Origin of the sequence: Gluconobacter aidae (assembly GCF_009547075.1) — a bacterium.
GTDB lineage: Bacteria > Pseudomonadota > Alphaproteobacteria > Acetobacterales > Acetobacteraceae > Gluconobacter > Gluconobacter aidae.
Window position 1 is genome coordinate 126,422 of the sequence record NZ_WIPH01000001.1, and the last position, 19,939, is coordinate 146,360.

The 19,939-nt window shown below is 60.5% G+C and carries 16 protein-coding genes and 2 tRNA genes; 15 read left to right on the plus strand and 3 right to left on the minus strand.

Annotation, left to right across the window (positions count from 1 at the left end; all coding sequences use genetic code 11):
- Window positions 1-2: 2 nt before the first annotated feature.
- A complete protein-coding gene (locus tag GFJ39_RS00635; protein ID WP_153429104.1) occupies window positions 3-359 on the plus strand; it encodes a HesB/IscA family protein in 357 nt (118 codons plus the stop codon).
- Here GFJ39_RS00635 and GFJ39_RS00640 read toward each other — a convergent pair.
- From GFJ39_RS00640 to GFJ39_RS00650, 3 genes are all read right to left on the minus strand, one after another.
- A complete protein-coding gene (locus tag GFJ39_RS00640; RefSeq protein WP_153429190.1) occupies window positions 304-1,647 on the minus strand; it encodes a class I SAM-dependent RNA methyltransferase in 1,344 nt (447 codons plus the stop codon). The genes GFJ39_RS00635 and GFJ39_RS00640 overlap by 56 nt on opposite strands.
- Window positions 1,622-3,937, minus strand: coding sequence for a DEAD/DEAH box helicase (locus GFJ39_RS00645; RefSeq protein ID WP_228391723.1), 2,316 nt, complete (start codon window positions 3,935-3,937; stop codon window positions 1,622-1,624). The genes GFJ39_RS00640 and GFJ39_RS00645 overlap by 26 nt, the downstream gene beginning before the upstream one ends.
- 186 nt (window positions 3,938-4,123) lie before the next feature.
- Window positions 4,124-4,576, minus strand: a complete 453-nt coding sequence (locus tag GFJ39_RS00650) for a hypothetical protein (RefSeq protein WP_153429106.1) — start codon at window positions 4,574-4,576, stop codon at window positions 4,124-4,126.
- Window positions 4,577-4,769: 193 nt separating this feature from the next.
- Here GFJ39_RS00650 and GFJ39_RS00655 point away from each other — a divergent pair, with 193 nt between their 5' ends.
- The 14 genes from GFJ39_RS00655 to GFJ39_RS00720 all read left to right on the plus strand — a co-directional run bounded on the left by GFJ39_RS00655 (window position 4,770) and on the right by GFJ39_RS00720 (window position 19,892).
- Window positions 4,770-6,266: an NAD(P)H-hydrate dehydratase gene (locus GFJ39_RS00655; protein ID WP_228391724.1), complete on the plus strand. Its 1,497-nt coding sequence runs from the start codon at window positions 4,770-4,772 to the stop codon at window positions 6,264-6,266.
- A 68-nt stretch (window positions 6,267-6,334) separates the two neighbouring features.
- Window positions 6,335-6,419 (plus strand) — tRNA-Leu (locus GFJ39_RS00660).
- Window positions 6,420-6,479: 60 nt separating this feature from the next.
- Window positions 6,480-7,811: a trigger factor gene (gene tig, locus GFJ39_RS00665; RefSeq protein ID WP_153429107.1), complete on the plus strand. Its 1,332-nt coding sequence runs from the start codon at window positions 6,480-6,482 to the stop codon at window positions 7,809-7,811.
- 134 nt (window positions 7,812-7,945) lie between these two features.
- The gene (locus GFJ39_RS00670) at window positions 7,946-8,593 is read left to right on the plus strand and encodes an ATP-dependent Clp protease proteolytic subunit (RefSeq protein ID WP_011251687.1); all 648 of its coding nucleotides are present in this window, start codon (window positions 7,946-7,948) and stop codon (window positions 8,591-8,593) included.
- A 194-nt stretch (window positions 8,594-8,787) separates the two neighbouring features.
- Complete coding sequence (gene clpX, locus GFJ39_RS00675; RefSeq protein WP_024717294.1) at window positions 8,788-10,053, plus strand: ATP-dependent Clp protease ATP-binding subunit ClpX; 1,266 nt, start codon at window positions 8,788-8,790, stop codon at window positions 10,051-10,053.
- Between the two features lie 152 nt (window positions 10,054-10,205).
- Window positions 10,206-12,770 carry an endopeptidase La gene (gene lon, locus GFJ39_RS00680; RefSeq protein WP_153429108.1) on the plus strand — a complete coding sequence of 855 codons (2,565 nt, stop codon included), beginning with the start codon at window positions 10,206-10,208 and terminating at the stop codon, window positions 12,768-12,770.
- 141 nt (window positions 12,771-12,911) lie between these two features.
- Complete coding sequence (locus GFJ39_RS00685) at window positions 12,912-13,196, plus strand: HU family DNA-binding protein (protein ID WP_011251684.1); 285 nt, start codon at window positions 12,912-12,914, stop codon at window positions 13,194-13,196.
- A gap of 75 nt (window positions 13,197-13,271) precedes the next feature.
- Window positions 13,272-13,346: transfer RNA gene (locus GFJ39_RS00690), tRNA-Val, on the plus strand.
- Window positions 13,347-13,365: 19 nt separating this feature from the next.
- Window positions 13,366-14,097 (plus strand): biotin--[acetyl-CoA-carboxylase] ligase, encoded by a 732-nt coding sequence (locus GFJ39_RS00695; RefSeq protein ID WP_153429109.1) that lies wholly within the window; start codon window positions 13,366-13,368, stop codon window positions 14,095-14,097.
- A gap of 16 nt (window positions 14,098-14,113) precedes the next feature.
- Window positions 14,114-14,926, plus strand: a complete 813-nt coding sequence (locus GFJ39_RS00700; protein WP_325062759.1) for a type III pantothenate kinase — start codon at window positions 14,114-14,116, stop codon at window positions 14,924-14,926.
- Between the two features lie 40 nt (window positions 14,927-14,966).
- Complete coding sequence (locus GFJ39_RS00705; protein WP_153429110.1) at window positions 14,967-16,625, plus strand: ribonuclease J; 1,659 nt, start codon at window positions 14,967-14,969, stop codon at window positions 16,623-16,625.
- Window positions 16,626-16,637: 12 nt separating this feature from the next.
- Window positions 16,638-17,954, plus strand: a complete 1,317-nt coding sequence (gene proS, locus GFJ39_RS00710; RefSeq protein WP_153429111.1) for a proline--tRNA ligase — start codon at window positions 16,638-16,640, stop codon at window positions 17,952-17,954.
- Window positions 17,954-19,204, plus strand: coding sequence for a lipoprotein-releasing ABC transporter permease subunit (locus GFJ39_RS00715; RefSeq protein ID WP_153429112.1), 1,251 nt, complete (start codon window positions 17,954-17,956; stop codon window positions 19,202-19,204). The genes proS and GFJ39_RS00715 overlap by 1 nt, the downstream gene beginning before the upstream one ends.
- Window positions 19,197-19,892 (plus strand): ABC transporter ATP-binding protein, encoded by a 696-nt coding sequence (locus GFJ39_RS00720; protein WP_153429113.1) that lies wholly within the window; start codon window positions 19,197-19,199, stop codon window positions 19,890-19,892. The genes GFJ39_RS00715 and GFJ39_RS00720 overlap by 8 nt, the downstream gene beginning before the upstream one ends.
- Window positions 19,893-19,939: the final 47 nt, after the last annotated feature.

A 19,939-nucleotide genomic window follows, 5' to 3' on the forward strand; every position in this document is an offset into this window, starting at 1 on the left:
TCATGTCCGACGTCGCGACGCGCCGCCCGCTGCCTGCTCTCATGACCCTGTCCGATCAGGCGGCCAGGCGCCTGAAAGCTCTTTACGCAGGCTCCCATCAGGGCCAGCTCCTGCGTATCAGCGTGGGAACGCGCGGGTGCTCGGGACTGTCTTACGAAATGAACTTCGTGACGGCTCCGGAGCCGTCTGATGAGTGGGTCGAGGATCAGGGCGTGACCCTGCTGGTGGATCGCAAGGCGACCCTGTTCCTGACCGGTACTGTCATGGATTACGAGGTCAAGGACCTCGAATCCGGTTTTACGTTCAGGAATCCGAACGAGAAAGGTCGCTGCGGCTGCGGCGAGAGTTTTCACGTCTGATCCGCTTCACGTCCCGTGACAGCACGACCACGGCCTCGACTTCCGTGGACCACAGAAACTGGTCCACGATCGTCAGGCCGATGACCGAGAAACCTGCATTCCACAGAGCCTTGCCGTCTTTTTCAAGCGCGGCCGGATTACAGCTCACATAAACGATATCTGGCACGGCCGATTTCGCCAGAGGCATGGTCTGCGCGCCTGCGCCGGCATAGGGCGGGTCCAGAACCACGGCCCGCGTCGATTTCAGATCATGCGGCAGAAGCGGCTGACGCCCCAGGTCCCGATGAAACCCATCCACGCGGCGTCCGCCGGAGGCGGCCTTCAGGCAGTTTGCGGCCGCCAGATTGCCTTCATAGGCCATGACCCGGCCTTTTTCGGACATCGGAAAGGTCAGGGTGCCACATCCCGCAAACAGTTCGACCGTTACGTCTTTTTTGTTGAGTGACGGCAATCCGTCCACAACAGCGGTGACAATGGCCTTCTCGGCATCAGCGGTCGCCTGAAGAAAGGCGGACGGGGGCGGGGAGACGATCACTCCACCAAAATCTTCCCGGACGGCTCCGGACTGGGCCACTGTTTCAATGCCCAGATCTTTCGGATCCTGCCAGGAAATCCGCGACAGATCATGCTCGCGGGCAAAGGCCGCCAGCTTGATGTGGTCGGCACTCGTTAGTGGAGCAGGGGTCTGAAGCGTGAGGTCCGGTCCACTATCGAGCAGGTTGACCATCAGGCTTCCGCGGCCCGTCAGTGCGCCCAGACTTCCCAGAACCTCACGCAGAGGCTGCAGAAGTGCAAAAAGATCGGGATGCAGGACATGACATTCCGTCATGTCCACCGGATCACCATTCCGGCGATGCAGTCCGATCACCACACCGCCCGGTACGCGCTGGACCGCAAAGTCCATGCGTCGCCGCGTCAGCGGCTTCGTCTGATACAGCGTAGCCGGAGGAAGATCCGTAAATCCTGCCGCCGTCAGGGCGCGCACGACGCGCTGCGCTTTCCAGTCCAGCAGAGCCGGAAGGGAAAGATGCTGTAATGCACAGCCTCCGCACTCACCAAACAGGCTGCACGGAGGCGTCACACGCTCGAGGGAAGGATGAACGATTTCGATCAGTTCAGGATGGCCGGGAACAAGGCGGGCCCGAACGTCTTCACCGGGCAGTGCACCCGGAATAAAAACGCTCTGACCATCAACATGCGCAACGCCGTCGCCTGCCGCACCCAGTCCTTCAATCCGGAGTTCTGCAACTCCGGTCAAGGTCTCATTCATTACCGTAATGGCGCCCATCATGCTGAACAGGAGCGGCAGGATCGGGACTGTTGGAAACTGCGACTTTCTTACGGCGTGGAACCAGCATGAAAGCCGGCGTATCGCCCCCAAAGCCCATTTTCGGCCCATCGTTCTCGAAAGCGGGGGCCAGTTCAACTGACCGATGGCTGACCGGCACCTCGATCACTGCGAGAGAAGCCGTGGCGGCAGAAGGCGTCTGCTGAATGGTTTCGCTATCTTCGCGATCACCACGATTGCGTTTGCGACCGCCACGGCGACGCTTGCGCGTGCGCGGGTCTCCTTCTTCCGTTCCATCCTGCGGAGCAGAAGGTGCTGTCTCGGCAGGCCGGCGTTCACCGTCTTCCGATGCCCAGTCAACGGTCGTGATGCCCTCAAGATCCGGACGGGCAATCACCTTGCCTGTCAGTGTCTCGATGGCTTCCAGCAGTCTGCGATCGCGTGGGGACGCCAGACTGAAGGCGTGGCCTTCGTTACCCGCACGACCGGTCCGTCCGATGCGATGCACATAATCTTCCGCGTTGAACGGCAGATCATAGTTGAAGACATGCGACAGGCCGCCAATGTCGATTCCGCGCGCTGCCACATCCGAACAGACCAGAAACTTCAGATCCCCGGAGCGGAAACGCTCCAGCGTCGAGAAGCGCAGGGACTGGGCCAGATCTCCGTGAAGATGGCCGGCTTCGATGCCATGCTTGGTCAGATACTGCTGGATCATGTCCACATCGCGCTTGCGATTGCAGAACACGATTGCGCTCTGGACGTTCTCACGGCGCAGCAGCTTCTTGAGCGTGCGACGCTTCTCGTCCTCCGGCACGATGACCAGGGCTTCCTCGATCGTCGTGGCCACGGAAGACTGACGCGACACCGTGATTTCCACCGGGTGTCGGAGAAAAGCATCGGCCAGACGGCGGATTTCCGGCGCCATCGTGGCGGAGAAGAACAGGGTCTGGCGATGGGCGGGCAGCAGTGCCACGATTTTTTCGATATCGGGGATGAAACCCATGTCCAGCATGCGGTCGGCTTCGTCAATCACGAGCGTGCTGGTCTGCGTGAGCAGCAGGCCACCACGTCCGAACAGATCGAGCAGACGACCCGGAGTCGCGATCAGAACATCCACGCCGCGGTTCAGCACGTCGCGCTGTTCGGCCATGCTCTCCCCACCGATCAGAAGCGCATGGGTCAGACGCAGATACTTGCCATAGAGCTTGAAGTTCTCGGCAACCTGCAATGCCAGTTCACGCGTGGGTTCCAGAATCAGCGAGCGCGGCATCCGGGCCCGGGCACGTGAGCCAGCCAGCTTCTGGAGCATCGGCAGCGTGAAAGAGGCCGTCTTGCCGGTCCCGGTCTGGGCGACACCCAGAACATCATGGCCCTTCAGGACTTCGGGAATGGCCTGGGCCTGAATGGGAGTGGGGTGTTCGTAACCCAGCTCCTCGATGGCCCGCATGATCGGTTCGCCCAGTCCCAGATCGGCAAAGCGCGGCCTGTCGAAAACGTCTTTGGCAATCACGACAGTCTCAGCGACTGCCGGCGATTCAACGGGGTCCTCAACGACGGCGGGCGTTACAGCGGCTGCTTTGGTGCGGCGACGACGCGCAGGTTTTTCACTCTTCGTGGGCTCGGCCTGAACGGCAGGGGTTTCTTCGGCAGCGGGTTCCGGAGCTTCCACGACAGGGGCGGAGGCCTTGCGACGGGACGGACGCGCCTTCTTTTCGACGGGTGCTTCTACCGGGGCCTCTGCGGCTGCGACATCCACCTTGCGGGGACGGCCACGACGACGTGGCGCGGCAGGAGCTTCCGCTGTTTCTTTCGTTACGGCTTCAGCGGCGGGCTGTTCCACAACCGGCGTCTTGCGCGGACGGCCACGGCGTCTGGGAGCTGATTCGACCGTTTCCGTCACGGTTTCGGCTGCTTTTGTGGAGCGACGACGACGCGGGGCAGGCGTGGCGGCAGCCGCCTCGGCAGGTTCGGTCACGGCTTCCGGTTCTGTAACAGCCTTCTTCCGGCGTCCTGTCGTTTTCGGCGCGGGGGCTTCGCTTTCAGTCGCGGATTCGGCTGCAGGTGTGGCCGCCTTGCGTGGCCGGCGTGCGGGAGCTTTCACTTCTGCTGTCTTTTCCGTCGCCAGAGCCGCAGCCTTCGTGAGGCGCGTACGCGGTACCTTGGCAGCAGGAGTTTCTGTTACCGGAGACGTTTCGCCTTTATCGGCAACCGTCGGGGAAGTTGCGGCTGCGGCAGCACGCGAAGCCGGGGGGCGTCCGCGCCTGGACGTGGCAGGCGTACGGGGCATGGAAGGACCGGAGGTCGTTTTCGCGCTCAAATGACTCTCGAGACTCTCGTTGACGGCGCGCACCCGAATGGATGAGGGCCGGAGTTGAGGGCGGGGCAATTGCCCGCAGCTATAACTGGTGCGTTATCGGCAAATGATGGAAATGGCAAGCGATACGGCCATAAAACAGACGTATCGCATACGATTTCAGATGCCGCGTGCCATTGAGGCGACAAGAATGGTCAGCACGCCAAGCCCTGCCATCATGGCCGTGCGGCTGCGCAGGGTATCGAACAGGTCGGGTTGGGGGCGCATGGCGCGACGGGCCCGGCGGAAAGGGCCCTGGACGGTCAGGATGAAAATGACCGCCATGGCGAGGCCCAGAAGCTGCATCGCATTGACGGGCCAGGGTACGGCGGCAAATCCGCCTTCATGGAAAACCAGCCCCCAGCCGCTCAGCAGCGAGAACGGCACCACCTGGTACAGACCCCGGAAAAAGCGCGTGTATCCCTGCAACAGAACGGAGTTGCGTGGTCCCGGATCCAGTAGCCCGACCGTGGAGCGGACAACGAGCGTCGAATAGATCGAGCCGCCGACCCAGTAGGTCATGCACAGCAGATGGATTGCGAGCACGAGGCTCCAGATGATCGACCCTGTCATTGATCCTCGTCATGGTTGAAAATGGAAAAAAGGGGGAAGAACATTCCCAAAGCAATTCCCTGAATACCTGACTCGCCCCCATCCGCGCCAGAGGGAAGAGAGATCGGGGAAGGCGGAATTGAGGAAGTCCGAAAGAGGCAACGCAACAGCCGGTCATGCTTGCCGTCATGAGCCCAGCAGGAGAACGCCCGAGATGTCCAGCCCTGAAATATCCTGTTCTACGTTCCGCGATCCTTTCACGCTGCTGCTTCCCGAGGAGAGCGACCGCATGGATCGTGCGGCCGCAGCCCTCCTCCCATCCACGCGCCTGATGGAAAATGCCGGATGGGCCGTGGCGCGGGTCATCCGTAACCGTTTTTCGCCGCGTCGTGTCACGGTTGCCTGTGGGCCGGGAAACAACGGTGGGGACGGTTATGTCGTGGCCCGCAATCTCGCGCGCTGGGGATGGTCTGTCCGCGTTGCCGCGCTCGCGGCACCAAAACCCGGAACGCCCGCCGCTGAAATGGCTGCCTGCTGGACCGGTCCCATGGTGCCGTTCACGGCTGAGGAACTGGCGAAGGCCGATCTGGTCGTGGATGCGGTTTTCGGTTCGGGACTGAAGCGTCCTGTTGCGGATGACGTGGCGGCTGTTCTTGCGGCCGCCCGGGAGATCGTTGCCATCGACATGCCGAGCGGTGTGGCCGGAGCGTCGGGTGAAATCCTTGGCAAGGCCCGGGCCTGTGCGCTTACGGTCACCTTTGTCCGTCCGCGTCCCGGGCATGTCCTGCAACCCGGCGCCGGTCTGTGCGGCGAGGTGATCTGCGCAGATATCGGCATGCCCGATGCGGCATGGGAGGGCATCGTGCCGCTGGTGAAGCATAACGAACCCGGACTGTGGAGCCTGCCGGTCTCGGGTGAGGGGGACTATAAATACCGCCGTGGTGTCGTCAGTCTGTGTGGTGGGGCTGAAATGCCTGGCGCGACCCGGCTCTCGGCTCGCGGGGCGCGCCGCAGCGGAGCCGGTCTTGTGCGGATCTCGGCGGGCGAGGGAGCTCCGGCCTACCGACTCGGCGATCCCGGTCTGATCGTGGACGACGCTCCGCTTTCCGAACTTCTGGACGATGTGCGCCGCAAGGTCTGGATATGTGGTCCCGGTCTGACTGAGGATGAAGTTGCTGCGACCCTTCCGCAGCTTCTCAAGGCTGACCGGATCGTACTGGCGGATGCCGGTGCGCTGGCGTGGGGATCGCGGGATCTGGGGCGGCTGAAAGGGGTCGCAGCCGTCACGCCCCATATCGGAGAGTTCCGCAAACTCTTCGGGCCCGTTGAAGGCAGCCGTCTGGATGCCGCGCTGGCGGCTGCAAAGCGCATCAACGCTGTTGTGGTCATGAAGGGGCCTGACACGATCATCGCCGCTCCGGATGGTCGTCTTGCCATCAATACGCATGCGTCGTCCGCCCTGGCGACGGCGGGTTCGGGGGATACCCTCACGGGTGTGATCGCAGCCCTGCTGGCGGCGGGGATGGACGTCTGGGAAGGCTGCTGCGCGGGCGTCTGGCTGCACGGGGAAGCTGGAATCAAGGCCGGAGAAGCTCATGGCGGCTGGCCTCTGGCTGAGGATCTGGATCTGCCTCTGGGGCCGGCACGGGCGGCCGCCACGCGTCTGGCGCGGGAGGCAGGAGACAAAAAGGCGACCGGCTCCCTGTTGTGAAGTCGCGTTTCATGCGCTAAAGGCCGCGCTTCCGAGGTTCGGTGACACGAGCCTGGAAGCCGAGCGCCGCGGGCGTGGTGAAATTGGTAGACACGCCAGATTTAGGTTCTGGTGGCGCAAGTCGTGGGGGTTCAAGTCCCTCCGCCCGCACCAAGCCCGGCTTCCCGAGAAAGAGATTTGACCAACCTACCGACCGAGAGGATCGCCTGGCTCATGCAGGTTACGCCCACGCTCAACGAAGGACTTAAGCGCGCCTTCACCGTCGTTGTCCCGTCTGCCGACCTGCAGGCCCGCCGCGATACACGACTCGCCGAAGTCGCCAGGACGATCAAGCTTCCGGGGTTCCGTCCGGGCAAGGTGCCGGCCTCTCTCGTCAAGCAGCGCTATGGCGAGTCCGTGAACGCCGAACTGCTTGAGGAAGCCGTCAACGACGCGACCGCCAAGCTGTTCGAAGAGCAGAAGATCCGTCCGGCCATGCAGCCGAAGGTCGAGGTGGTTTCCGCCATCGAAGACGGCAAGGATCTCGAATTCAAGGTTGAGACCGAAGTTCTCCCGGAAATCGAAGTTCCCGACCTGTCCGGCCTGAAGCTGACGCGCCTTGGCGCCAAGGTCAGCGAAGAGACCGTCGAGAAGGCCCTGAACGACGTCGCCCGTCGCAGCCGCAAGTTCGAGACGATCGAAGAAGACCGTCCGGCCGCTCAGGGTGATGTCGTCTGTGTTGACTTCGTGGGCAAGCTGGACGGCACGCCGTTCGATGGCGGCACGGCTGACGACGTGAATGTCGAAATCGGTGGCGAAGGCTTCATCCCCGGCTTTGCCGAGCAGATGGAAGGCATGAAGGCTGGCGAAGAGCGTGTCATCAACGTGACGTTCCCCGCAGACTATCAGGCTGAAGAGCTGGCCGGCAAGGCCGTGACCTTCGACATCAAGGCGAAGTCCCTTAAGAAGGCCGTTGATCCGGCGATCGATGACGAACTTGCCAAGACGATCGGTTTCGAGAACCTCGAGCAGATCCGCAAGATCATCACCGAGCAGGCTGAGGGCGAATACCAGCAGCTCTCGCGTCTGCGCATCAAGCGCGACCTTCTGGATGCCCTGTCCGAGAAGACGGACTTCGAAGCTCCGTCCAGCATGGTTGACGCCGAGTTCAACCAGATCTGGGCCCGCGTCGAGGAAGACCGCAAGGCCGGCCGTCTGGATGAGGAAGATGCCGGCAAGGACGAAGAGACCCTCAAGGCTGACTACCGTCGCATCGCAGAGCGTCGCGTGAAGCTGGGTCTGCTGCTGGCTGAAATCGGCCGCAAGCAGGACATCCAGGTTTCCCGCGAGGAACTCCTTGGTGCGATGCAGCAGGAAGCCCGTCGTTATCCGGGGCAGGAACAGATGGTTTTCGAGTTCTTCTCCAAGAACCCGCAGGCCGTTGAAGGGCTCCGTGGCCCGATCCTGGAAAACAAGGTCGTCGATTACCTGATCGAGCTGGCCGACGTCACCGACAAGGACGTGACGCCGGAAGAACTGGCCGAAATCCCGCCCGCCGAACTCTGATCTTTCGGCGCGGGAACCAGCGGGCACTCTTCGGGGTGCCCGTTTTTTCCTGCCTGCTCCCTTTGACGGAACGACATGTCGGGTCCATGTTAGGGTGCAGAAGAAAGCCCATCGGGCATTGAGGAACAGACAGCATGACCATTCGGGATCGTGATCCCCTCGAAGTGTTCAGCAACTCTCTGGTGCCGATGGTGGTCGAGCAGACTGCCCGCGGAGAGCGCTCTTTCGACATCTTTTCGCGTCTCCTTCAGGAGCGCATTATCTTCCTGACCGGACCCGTCTACGATCAGGTTTCGTCCCTGATCTGCGCGCAGCTCCTCTATCTGGAGAGCGTGAATCCCACCAAGGAAATCTCGTTCTACATCAACAGCCCGGGTGGTGTCGTTTCCGCCGGTCTCGCGATCTATGACACCATGCAGTACATTCGCTGCCCCGTGAGCACGGTCTGCATCGGTCAGGCCGCATCCATGGGCTCCCTGCTTCTGGCAGGTGGCGAGAAGGGGCATCGTTATGCCCTTCCGAATGCCCGCGTGATGGTTCACCAGCCTTCCGGCGGTGCGCAGGGTCAGGCTTCGGACATCGAGATCCAGGCCCGCGAAATCCTCATCATCCGTCAGCGGCTGAACGAGATCTATCGCGAACATACCGGTCAGACGCTGGAGCAGATCGAGCAGAAGCTCGAACGTGACAGCTACCTCTCGGCCAATGAGGCCCGCGAATTCGGCCTGATCGACAAGGTCGTTGAACGTAATCCGCATGAGACCACGCCCGACCCGAGCTGACACGTTTCCCGACCGGAGGAGTTCCATGCTCCTCCCGGAATAGAAAAGCGGCATTCCGATATGCCGCTTTTCGTGTCTTGGGCATTCGGGCTCCGGGGTTGCCGAAGGCTCTGACCTCGGCCTAAAGTTAAAGTTCTTTCGCATGTCTGCTGCGTGAATGTGGTCAGGTCGTGCGTAAGGGAAAGGGAACAGCAATGAGCAACAAATCCGGCGATTCCAAGAACACCCTGTATTGCTCGTTCTGTGGGAAATCCCAGCACGAAGTCCGCAAACTGATTGCTGGTCCCACGGTTTTCATATGCGATGAATGCGTCGAGCTCTGCATGGATATCATCCGTGAAGAGCACAAGACCCATCTCGTGAAGTCCCGTGACGGTGTTCCGACCCCCAAGGAAATCTGCAAGGTTCTTGACGATTACGTGATCGGTCAGTTCGAGGCCAAGCGTGCGCTCTCCGTGGCGGTTCACAACCACTACAAGCGCCTCGCCCATGCCGCGAAGAGCAGCGACATCGAGATTGCGAAGTCCAACATTCTGCTGATCGGTCCGACGGGTTCGGGCAAGACCCTTCTCGCCCAGACGCTGGCACGTATCCTGGACGTTCCCTTCACGATGGCCGATGCCACGACCCTGACCGAAGCCGGCTATGTCGGCGAGGACGTGGAGAACATCATCCTCAAGCTGCTTCAGTCCGCCGACTACAATGTCGATCGGGCGCAGCGCGGCATCGTCTATATCGACGAGATCGACAAGATTTCCCGCAAGTCCGACAACCCGTCCATCACGCGTGATGTCTCGGGCGAGGGCGTGCAGCAGGCCCTGCTGAAGCTCATGGAAGGCACCGTGGCCTCCGTGCCGCCGCAGGGTGGCCGCAAACATCCGCAGCAGGAGTTCCTGCAGGTCGACACGACCAACATGCTTTTCATCTGCGGTGGCGCCTTTGCCGGTCTGGACAAGATCATTTCGGCGCGCGGCAAGGGATCGGGCATTGGCTTTGGTGCGGATGTGCGGTCTGATGACGAGCGTCGTCTTGGCGCGATCCTGCAGAGCGTGGAGCCGGAAGACCTGCTGAAGTTCGGTCTCATCCCCGAATTTATCGGTCGTCTGCCGGTTATCGCTGCGCTGAACGATCTGGATGAATCCGCACTGATCCAGATCCTGAGCAAGCCCAAAAATGCGCTGATCAAGCAGTATGGCCGCCTTTTCGAGATGGAAGGCGTCAAGCTGACCTTTACGGAAGATGCTCTGGCAGCGATCGCCAAACGCGCCATAGAGCGCAAGACCGGTGCTCGTGGCCTGCGCTCGATTCTGGAAAGCATCCTGCTTGGTACGATGTTCGACCTTCCCGGACTTGAAGGCGTCGAAGAAGTCGTCATCAACCGGGATGTTGCGGAAAACAAAGCCCAGCCAGTCTATGTCTACGGGAAGGGCAAGTCCGAACCCGCCGAGCAGTCTGCGTAAAAATGGTTCCGGCTCTTGTTCTGGCCCCATCGGCTTTCGACATAACTGACTGAGGTTGTCCGAATTCATGCCGCTTGCGCATGAAAGAAATGCGATACCGGCGCTGCATGGCAGGCCGGTGTCGCAAGATCGTCCCTCTGGAGATCAAGTGAATGACTGACGATACCAAGCCGAAAACCCGCCGCCGCCCAAAGAAGACAGACGATGTGGCCGTTTCCGAAAAAGCTGCTGCGGCTCCGAAGAAGGTAACGCGCAAGCCACGTGCCGCGGCGCGCAAGTCAGAGCCCGAAGCTGAGGCCCCTGTGGTACAGCAGCCCGTACGCCATGACGTGATGGCGGTTCTGCCGCTTCGCAACATTGTCGTGTTCCCGCACATGATCGTGCCGTTGTTTGTCGGGCGCGAGAAGTCGGTAAAGGCGCTGGAGACCGTAACGCGCGAGAGCAAGCAGATCCTGCTTGTGGCGCAGAAGGATGTCTCGCTGGACGATCCGTCCGTCGATGACATCTATCGCTATGGTACGGTTTCGACGATTCTTCAGCTTCTGAAACTGCCGGACGGGACCGTGAAGGTTCTGGTCGAGGGGACGCGGCGTGTACACATCACGCGTCTGTTCGATGTAGACGGGCATTTCGAGGCTGAAATCGAGGAAGTCCCGGAAGAAGCCGTGGATGCCGCACCGGGCAGTGAGATCGAGGCGCTGAGCCGTTCGACGGTTTCGCAGTTTGAGCAGTATATCAAGCTCAACAAAAAAATCCCGCCGGAGGTCATGGTTTCGATCAATCAGATCGAGGGCATTTCCAAGCTCGCGGATACGATTGCAAGCCACCTGAATCTCAAGATTTCCGAAAAGCAGGAAATTCTGGAGACGGCCTCGGCTGCGCGTCGTCTGGAACAGGTTTTCGCGCATATCGAGACCGAAATCGGTGTCCTTCAGGTCGAAAAGCGCATCCGCAACCGCGTCAAGCGGCAGATGGAGAAGACCCAGCGCGAGTACTACCTGAACGAGCAGCTCAAGGCGATCCAGAAGGAACTCGGTGAAGGCGAAGATGGCAAGGACGAGAACTCCGAGCTTGAAGAGAAGATCAACAAGACCCGTCTGAGCCGTGAGGCCAAGGAAAAGGCCCATGCCGAGCTGAAGAAACTGCGCGGCATGAGCCCGATGTCGGCCGAGAGCACGGTTGTGCGCAACTATCTCGACTGGCTGCTGGGGATTCCCTGGAAGAAGCGTTCCAAGATCACGCGGGAGTTCCAGCACGCCGAGGACGTTCTCGAAGCCGAGCATTACGGTCTGGAGAAGGTCAAGGAGCGGATTCTCGAGTATCTGGCGGTGCAGACGCGCTCGCAGAAGCTCAAGGGACCGATCCTGTGCCTCGTCGGACCGCCGGGTGTGGGCAAGACCTCTCTGGCGCGTTCGATCGCCAAGGCGACGGGGCGGAACTACATCCGCATGTCGCTGGGGGGTGTGCGCGATGAATCCGAGATCCGCGGCCATCGCCGGACCTATATCGGCTCCATGCCAGGCAAGATCATCCAGGGCATGAAAAAGGCACGGACGTCCAATCCGTTGTTCCTGCTCGACGAAATCGACAAGCTGGGTGCCGACTGGCGCGGCGATCCGTCATCCGCGCTGCTGGAAGTGCTGGATCCGGAACAGAACGCCACGTTTGCCGATCATTATCTGGAAGTGGATTACGATCTTTCGGATGTGATGTTCGTCACGACGGCCAACAGCCTGAACATGCCCCAGCCGCTGCTGGACCGCATGGAGATCATCAACTTGTCCGGCTATACGGAAAACGAGAAGGTGCAGATCGCGCGCCGTCATCTTCTGGGCAAGCAGGCTGAGGCGCATAATCTCAAGCCGGATGAATGGACAGTCACGGATGAGACGATCCGCGAACTGATCCGCTCCTATACCCGTGAGGCCGGCGTCCGAAACCTTGAGCGCGAACTGGCCAAGCTCGCCCGCAAGACGGTCAAGGAAATCATCACGACCGGCGTCAAGCATGTCGAGATCACGCCCGAAAACCTAGAGAAATATGCGGGTGTCCGTCGCTACCGTCATGGCGAGACCGAGAAGGAGGACATGATCGGCGTGGTAACAGGGCTTGCCTGGACTACGGTCGGTGGTGAGATCCTGACGATCGAGAGCGTGATGGTTCCGGGCAAGGGGCAGGTCAAGCAGACCGGCAAGCTCGGCGAAGTCATGCAGGAGAGCATCTCGGCCGCGCTGTCCTATGTCCGCTCACGGGCGCAGGACTTCGGGATTCGTCCGCCGCTGTTCGAGAAGCGGGACATCCATATCCATCTTCCCGAAGGGGCGACGCCCAAGGATGGTCCGTCCGCCGGTATCGCGCTTGCAACCTCTCTGGTCAGCATCATGACCCAGATTCCCATCCGCAAGGATGTGGCCATGACGGGCGAGATTACCCTGCGTGGTCGCGTTCTGGAGATCGGGGGGCTCAAGGAGAAGCTGCTGGCGGCTCTGCGGGCCGGTATCAAGACGGTCCTGATCCCCAAGGACAACGAGAAGGATCTCGCGGAGGTGCCGGACAATGTCCGCCACGCTCTCAAGATCATTCCCGTAAGCCATGTGGATGAGGTGCTCAAGATTGCCCTGACTCGTATGCCGGAAGCCATCGAATGGGATGAAAATGTCGACCCGGTGGGTGAAATAACGGTGGATAAGACGGCTCCGCAGGCACTTCCGCACTGACACGGACACGCTTCTGCGATTCTAGCAGTTGACGCGGGCAAAATCCGCTTCATAGTGCGGCCGCAGATCGAACAAGGCGCCTGAGCCAGAAGGGACTCACCAGAGCCCGGCTCAGGCGCTCTAACACCAGAAAGGCACATCATGGAGAAGCCCCTCAACAAGCAGGAACTGATCGCCGCCGTTGCAGACGCTGCCGATCTTCCGAAGGCCAAGGCCAGCGAAGTTGTCGATGCGGTGTTCAGCACGATCGAAGCGACGCTTGCCAAGAAGCAGGAAGTCCGTCTCGTCGGCTTCGGCAGCTTCGTGACCGCAACGCGTAAGGCCGCCAAGGGCCGCAACCCGCGTACGGGCGAAGAGATCGACATTCCGGCATCCACCTCTGTCCGCTTCAAGCCGGGCAAGGGGCTGAAGGACGCCGTGAGCTGAGAAAGCTCCCAAAACGGTTCCGGGTGGCTTTACCGCCATCCGGAACCGTGTATATAGACCGCATACACAGTCTGAGGGCGATTAGCTCAGCGGTAGAGCGTCTCGTTTACACCGAGAGGGTCGGCGGTTCAATCCCGTCATCGCCCACCATAAAGAACATCATGCAGCCATGAGCTGGCGTTTCGAATACCATGAAACGCTCGGGTCCACTTCCGATCTGTGCAAAACCAGAGCCGAAGCCGGTGAACCCGAACATCTTGCCGTTCAGGCTTTTTCCCAGACATCAGGACGCGGCACGCGCGGACGGACATGGACCGATCCGGGTGGTAATCTTGCCATTTCGCTGCTGTTTCGTCCGGCTGACCCGGCTGCTTTCATCGCGGCTCTTCCGTTCGTTGTCGCCATAGCCCTCTTCGAGGCGGCAACGCATTTCTGTCCGGCTGTGACGGGGCCGTCCCGCTTCATGCTCAAATGGCCCAACGATCTTCTGATGGACGGGCGAAAGATGGCGGGCGTACTGATCGAGACGGGTGGTCCGCAGGGAGGTCCCTGGGTCGTCGTGGGAATCGGGGCCAATCTGCGGCAGTCGCCCGAGATTCCAGGTCGTCGTCTGGCGGCGCTCGCCGAAGCGACTGATCCACCGTCTGCCGAAGTTTTCGGAAAGGTACTGGTGGCACAGATCGAACGCTGGACCACCATCCGGGAGCGAGAAGGGTTCGCGCCGGTTCGGGCCGCGTGGCTGGCGCGGGCTCACCCGGTTGGCACACCGCTTGCGGTTCAGCGTTGTGAAACCTATATTACAGGTTCGTTTTCGGGGCTCGATGCGCAGGGACGCCTGCTGCTTGCCTTGCCCCACGGTGAAACCATTCCGGTTGTAACCGGCGATATCCTGCTGGACTGAAGGACCGGACCGCAACGTGCTTCTCGTCATTGATGCTGGAAACACCAACATCGTGTTTGCTGTACACGATGGAGAGTCGTGGCTGGGGCAATGGCGTATTTCGACGAATGAAGCACGGACGGCGGATGAATATGCGGCCTGGCTTCTGACACTCTTCGAACGGGTGGGTGTGAATCCAAAAACCATCACGCGGGCCATTATCGGGACGGTCGTGCCGGTCGCGCTTTACGAACTGCGCCGGTTCTGCCGTGAATGGCTGGATGTGGTGCCGCTGGTCGCCAATGCAAGGCTGGACTGGGGCATCGACGTTCTTGTCGACAATCCCAATGAACTTGGCGCGGACCGTCGCCTGAACGGCCTGGCGGGGCGCGAGCTTTTTGGCGCACCGCTGATCGTGGTCGATTTCGGGACCGCGACGACCTTTGATGTCGTAAACAGTGCAGGACAGTTCTGTGGTGGCGCGATTGCTCCGGGTGTGAACCTGTCGATCGATGCGCTACATCGTGCAGCCGCGCGCCTGCCGCGCATGAGCATCGGCCGCCCTACGGCGGCGATTGGCCGCAATACGAGCGTGGCGATGCGTTCGGGTCTGTTCTGGGGCTATGTCGGTCTCGTCGAGGGGTTGATCCACCGAATTTCCGATGAAATGGACGCAAAGCCGACTGTGATCGCAACAGGCGGTCTGGCCCCACTGTTCTCTGAGGGAACGCCGCTTTTTGATGTGCTGGCGCCCGATCTGACGCTGGATGGCCTGCGCCTTCTGGCGGACCGCAATACGGGGCCGCCGCTTTCCTATTCCCCCGAGCGCTCACAGGGCATCGGGCAATGAATATCACTCTGATTATGCATCATATCTGCAAGGAACAATCATGACAGAAAAACAGGACGGTCTGTCTTTCCTGCCTTTGGGCGGGACGGGCGAGATCGGCATGAATTTCAACCTCTACTGCCTGACGAAGAACGGTCACGACACCTGGCTTGCCATTGACTGCGGCATCGGGTTTTCGGGCAACGATACGCCTGAAGCCGAAGTGCTCATGCCGGATCCGACCTTCATCGCCGATCGTGCGCGGGACCTGTGCGGTCTGGTGATCACGCATGCGCATGAAGATCATCTGGGCGCGGTGGCGCATCTGTGGCCGTATCTGCGCTGCCCCGTCTATGCCACGCCATTCGCGGCCGCCGTTTTGCGGCGTAAGTTGCAGGAAGCGCATCTGAATAATCAGGTGAAAATCCACGTCATCCGTCCGGCTTCACGTTTCGAGGTGGGGCCGTTCGATCTTCAGTTTGTCTCCGTCACGCATTCCGTTGCCGAGGCGCAGGCCGTGGCACTGCGAACGCCGCATGGCCTGATCGTGCATACGGGCGACTGGAAGCTGGACGAGAACCCGCTGGTCGGTCCGGTGACAGATCTCGAAACGTTCGGCAAGCTGGGCGACGAGGGTGTCCTGGCTATGGTCGGCGACAGCACCAATGTGCTTAAGCCGGGCAAGTCGGAATCCGAAGCGGATGTGCGCAAGGGCTTGACGGATCTGATCATGGGGCTGGAAGGCCGCATTGCCGTCACCTGCTTCGCCAGTAACGTGGCCCGCGTCGAGAGCATCGCCAAGGCGGCTCAGGCATCCGGGCGTGTGGTCATGATCGTCGGGCGTTCGCTTCGTAATCTTGAGACAGCTGCGCGCGAATGCGGCTATTTTCAGGACCTGCCGCCGTTCCTGACCGAGCAGGACGCGCGGGACGTGGACGATGACAGCCTATTGATGATTATTACGGGCAGTCAGGGGGAGCCGCGCTCGGCCCTGTCGCGCATTGCGTCCGACACGCATCCGAACATCGCTCTCGGCGAAGGCGATACGGTGATCTATAGCTCGCGGATGATCCCGGGCAATGAACAGGCTGTCATGGCCGTGCAGGACAATCTGTCGCGTCGTGGTGTGACGGTCCTGACGGATAAGGATGCCAAGGTTCATACGTCCGGTCATGCAACCAGCGAAGATATCCGTACGCTCTATCGGGTTGTCCGTCCGAAATACAGCATTCCGACCCATGGCGAGTGGCGTCATCTGACGGCCCATGCCGCACTGGCGCATGAAATGGGTTCCGAGCCGATCCTGCTGGAAGATGGAGACATCCTCAACCTCTCTCCGGGTGAGGTGAAGGTTGTCGATACGGCGCCGACGGGCCGTCTGGCACTGGATGGTGGCCGTCTGCTTCCGATGACGGGCGGTGTTCTCGCGGCCCGTCGCAAGATGCTGTTCAACGGCATCGTGCTGGCGAGTTTCGCCGTCGATGACGAAGGTTATGTCATCGGTGAGCCGAAGATCAGTGCGCCGGGTCTGTTGGAATCGGATGATCCGGAAAGCATCCGGATCCAGGAGGAATTTGCTGACTCCATCGACCAGATCCCGGACGAACTGCGTCAGGACGATGTGGCCTTCCGTGATGCGGCCAAAACGGCCCTGCGCCGTGCTCTGGGGCGCAAGCTTCAGAAGCGTCCGCTTGTCGATGTCCATCTGCTGCGCGTCTGAAAGAAGTAATCCATGCGTTTGACGAAAGCCTTTCAGCCGACGCTGAAGGAAGTTCCGGCCGAGGCGCAGATCGCGTCTCACCGTCTGATGCTGCGGGCTGGCCTTGTGCGCCAAACCTCTTCGGGTATCTATGCTTGGCTACCGGCAGGTCTGCGGGTTCTGCGCAATATCGAGCAGATCGTCCGTGAAGAACAGGATGCCATCGGCGCGCAGGAAGTCCTGATGCCGACGCTTCAGTCCGCTGATCTGTGGCGCCGCTCTGGGCGTTATGACGCTTATGGTCCGGAAATGCTCCGGATTCAGGATCGTCATGGCCGTGATCTGCTGTACGGGCCGACGAACGAGGAAATGATCACGGACATCTTCGGAGCGTCCGTGAAGTCCTATAAGGATCTGCCCAAGGCGCTCTATCACATCCAGTGGAAGTTCCGTGATGAGGTGCGTCCCCGCTTCGGCGTGATGCGTGGGCGTGAGTTCCTGATGAAGGATGCCTATTCCTTCGATGTGACATACGAAGATGCCGTCGCCAGCTACCGTCGGATGATGTTGTCCTATCTGCGTATCTTCCAGCGTCTGGGTGTTCGGGCCGTCCCGATGGTTGCCGATACGGGACCGATCGGCGGCGATCTGAGCCACGAATTCCTCGTTCTTGCCCCGACGGGTGAAAGCGGCGTCTTCTTTGATGCCGCACTCGAAGAGCAGGACTGGCTGGGCCGTCCGGTCGATTGTGACGATCATGAGAGTCTCGCCACATTCTTCTCAACCGTGACCGATCATTACGCTGCTACGGATGAGAAGCACGACGAGGCCGAATGGGCCAAGGTCCCGGAGGAGCGCAAGCGCGAAGGCCGGGGGATCGAAGTCGGTCACATCTTCTATTTCGGTACGAAGTACACGGAATCGATGGGCATTGAAGTGATCGGCTCTGATGGGGCGTCGTTCCATCCGCAGATGGGGTCTTACGGTATTGGCGTGTCGCGTCTGGTTGGCGCAATCATCGAGGCGTCGCATGATGAGGCTGGCATCATCTGGCCCGCATCGGTCGCGCCATATCGTGCGGCAATCCTGAACCTGCGTCAGGGTGATGAAGCCTGCGATGCGATCTGTGAGAGTATCTACGGCACCGATCCCGAAAACCTGCTGTATGATGACCGCTCAGACCGTGCCGGTGTGAAGTTCAACGACGCGGATCTAATGGGACATCCCTGGCAGATCATCGTTGGGCCACGAGGGGCCAAGGAAGACAAGGTCGAACTCAAGCAGCGCGCCACGGGAGAGCGGTTCGAACTGTCAGTCGAGGATGCTCTGGCCAAAATCGGAGCCGCCTAATGTTCGGTCGCTTCGAGCGCATGGTGGCGGGACGGTATCTCCGTGCCCGCCGTGGCGAACGTTTCGCCTCGATCATCGCCATTTTCTCCCTGATCGGGATCGCGCTCGGAGTGGCGACGCTCATCATCGTCATGTCGGTGATGAACGGCTTCAAGGCCGATCTGATGGGACGTATTCTCGGGCTGCACGGTGATTTGACCGTGTACGGCTACGGGCGCCCCATCGAAGCTTACGAAAACGACGTCGCTGCGATCCGCCAGGTTCCCGGCGTAAAATCCGTCATTCCAATGGCTCAGGGGACTGTGCTGGTGGAAGCGGGGCGCTTCTCTTCGGGCGCGGAAATGCAGGGTGTATCCCAGCAGTCGTTTCGGGACTGGAAGGCGCTGAGCAGCGGCATCATTGCTGGAAGTCTGAACGATTTTACCGGTGATAACGCGGTGGCGATCGGCACGACAATGGCGGACCGGGCCGGGCTGACGATCGGGTCTCCGATCACGCTACTCTCTCCGGACGGGCAGGCAACGCCGTTCGGAACGATGCCAAGGGTCAAGACCTATCATGTCGCGGTCATTTTCGACGCCAACTGGAACGACTATAATTCCAGCATCGTTCTGATGCCTCTGCCCGCAGCGCAGAAGTTTCTGATGCTAGGCACGTCTGCCGTTTCGCTCATTCAGGTTTCGACGGATGATCCGTCCAACGTCCAGCCGACGCGCAAGGCCATCGCCACGCGTCTCGAAGATCCGCGTCTGCGGGTGCTGGACTGGACGCAGAGCGCCAATGGTTTTCTGGGCGCCGTGACGGTCGAACAGAACGTGATGTTCCTTATCCTCACACTGATTATTCTCGTGGCAGCATTCAACGTGATTTCCTCGCTCATCATGATGGTCAAGGACAAGACACGGGATATCGCCGTGCTGCGAACGCTTGGTGCAAGCCGCGGTGCGATCATGCGGATTTTCCTTATGTGCGGTGCATCCGTAGGGATTGTGGGGACTGTGGCGGGCTCAGTGCTGGGAATTGCGTTTGCCCTGAACATCGAGCGGATCCGCCAGTGGCTTCAGTCGCTCACGGGGACGAATCTGTTCAATCCGGAAGTCTATTTTCTGGAGCGCCTGCCGGCGAAGCTGGTGTGGTCGCAGGTCTGGGAAGTGATTGGGATGTCGCTGATCCTGTCGCTGCTGGCGACGCTGTATCCGTCCTGGCGGGCGGCGAGAACCGATCCGATCGAGGCGCTGCGTCATGAGTGAAGTATCAGTCGGGGCGAGTTCCCTGCGCCTTGAAGGTCTGACACGCCGTTTCCGCTCCGGCGAGGAAACGCTGGAGATCCTCAGTGGTGCGGAGTTCGAACTTCGGGCCGGCGAGATCGTTGCCCTCGTAGCGCCAAGCGGTACCGGGAAGTCCACGCTTCTGCATCTGGCGGGTCTGCTGGAAGCACCTTCGGAAGGCACGGTCTTTGTGGCAGATCGTCCGGGCAGTGGGCTAAGCGATACGGTCCGGACGGCAATCCGACGCGATCAGATCGGATTTGTATACCAGTTCCATCATTTGCTGGGCGAGTTCACAGCGTGTGAGAATGTCATGCTCCCTCAGCTCATTGCCGGTGTGGCATCGCGCAAGGCCCGGGAGCGGGCGAGGGATCTGTTGGGCCGGTTCGGGCTTTCGCACCGTCTTGATTCGCTACCAGGACGTCTGTCGGGTGGCGAGCAGCAGCGGACGGCGATTGCACGTGCGCTCGCCAATCGGCCCAAGCTGCTTCTTGCTGACGAACCAACCGGCAATCTGGATATCGGCACGGCCGATCATGTGTTTGGCGAACTTTTGCGCGTGGTGCGGGAAGAGGGCGCGGCGGCGCTGATTGCGACGCATAATGACGAATTGGCCTCGCGTATGGACCGAACCGTGACGCTGCGGAATGGAAAGCTCGTTCCGTTCTGAGGCATGATGTGGAGCAGGGGGTATCAAAATCTTCTGCATCCATTGTC

What these genes read in the sequence shown, in the direction of transcription:
- GFJ39_RS00645 (WP_228391723.1), bottom strand. Translation starts at nt 3,937, where the DNA reads ATGCCCCGTACGCCTGCCACGTCCAGGCGCGGACGCCCCCCGGCTTCG.
- GFJ39_RS00640 (WP_153429190.1), bottom strand. Translation starts at nt 1,647, where the DNA reads ATGGGCGCCATTACGGTAATGAATGAGACCTTGACCGGAGTTGCAGAA.
- lon (WP_153429108.1), top strand. Translation starts at nt 10,206, where the DNA reads ATGACTGACGATACCAAGCCGAAAACCCGCCGCCGCCCAAAGAAGACA.
- proS (WP_153429111.1), top strand. Translation starts at nt 16,638, where the DNA reads ATGCGTTTGACGAAAGCCTTTCAGCCGACGCTGAAGGAAGTTCCGGCC.
- GFJ39_RS00685 (WP_011251684.1), top strand. Translation starts at nt 12,912, where the DNA reads ATGGAGAAGCCCCTCAACAAGCAGGAACTGATCGCCGCCGTTGCAGAC.
- clpX (WP_024717294.1), top strand. Translation starts at nt 8,788, where the DNA reads ATGAGCAACAAATCCGGCGATTCCAAGAACACCCTGTATTGCTCGTTC.
- GFJ39_RS00695 (WP_153429109.1), top strand. Translation starts at nt 13,366, where the DNA reads ATGAGCTGGCGTTTCGAATACCATGAAACGCTCGGGTCCACTTCCGAT.
- tig (WP_153429107.1), top strand. Translation starts at nt 6,480, where the DNA reads ATGCAGGTTACGCCCACGCTCAACGAAGGACTTAAGCGCGCCTTCACC.
- GFJ39_RS00635 (WP_153429104.1), top strand. Translation starts at nt 3, where the DNA reads ATGTCCGACGTCGCGACGCGCCGCCCGCTGCCTGCTCTCATGACCCTG.
- GFJ39_RS00715 (WP_153429112.1), top strand. Translation starts at nt 17,954, where the DNA reads ATGTTCGGTCGCTTCGAGCGCATGGTGGCGGGACGGTATCTCCGTGCC.
- GFJ39_RS00705 (WP_153429110.1), top strand. Translation starts at nt 14,967, where the DNA reads ATGACAGAAAAACAGGACGGTCTGTCTTTCCTGCCTTTGGGCGGGACG.
- GFJ39_RS00720 (WP_153429113.1), top strand. Translation starts at nt 19,197, where the DNA reads ATGAGTGAAGTATCAGTCGGGGCGAGTTCCCTGCGCCTTGAAGGTCTG.
- GFJ39_RS00670 (WP_011251687.1), top strand. Translation starts at nt 7,946, where the DNA reads ATGACCATTCGGGATCGTGATCCCCTCGAAGTGTTCAGCAACTCTCTG.
- GFJ39_RS00650 (WP_153429106.1), bottom strand. Translation starts at nt 4,576, where the DNA reads ATGACAGGGTCGATCATCTGGAGCCTCGTGCTCGCAATCCATCTGCTG.
- GFJ39_RS00655 (WP_228391724.1), top strand. Translation starts at nt 4,770, where the DNA reads ATGTCCAGCCCTGAAATATCCTGTTCTACGTTCCGCGATCCTTTCACG.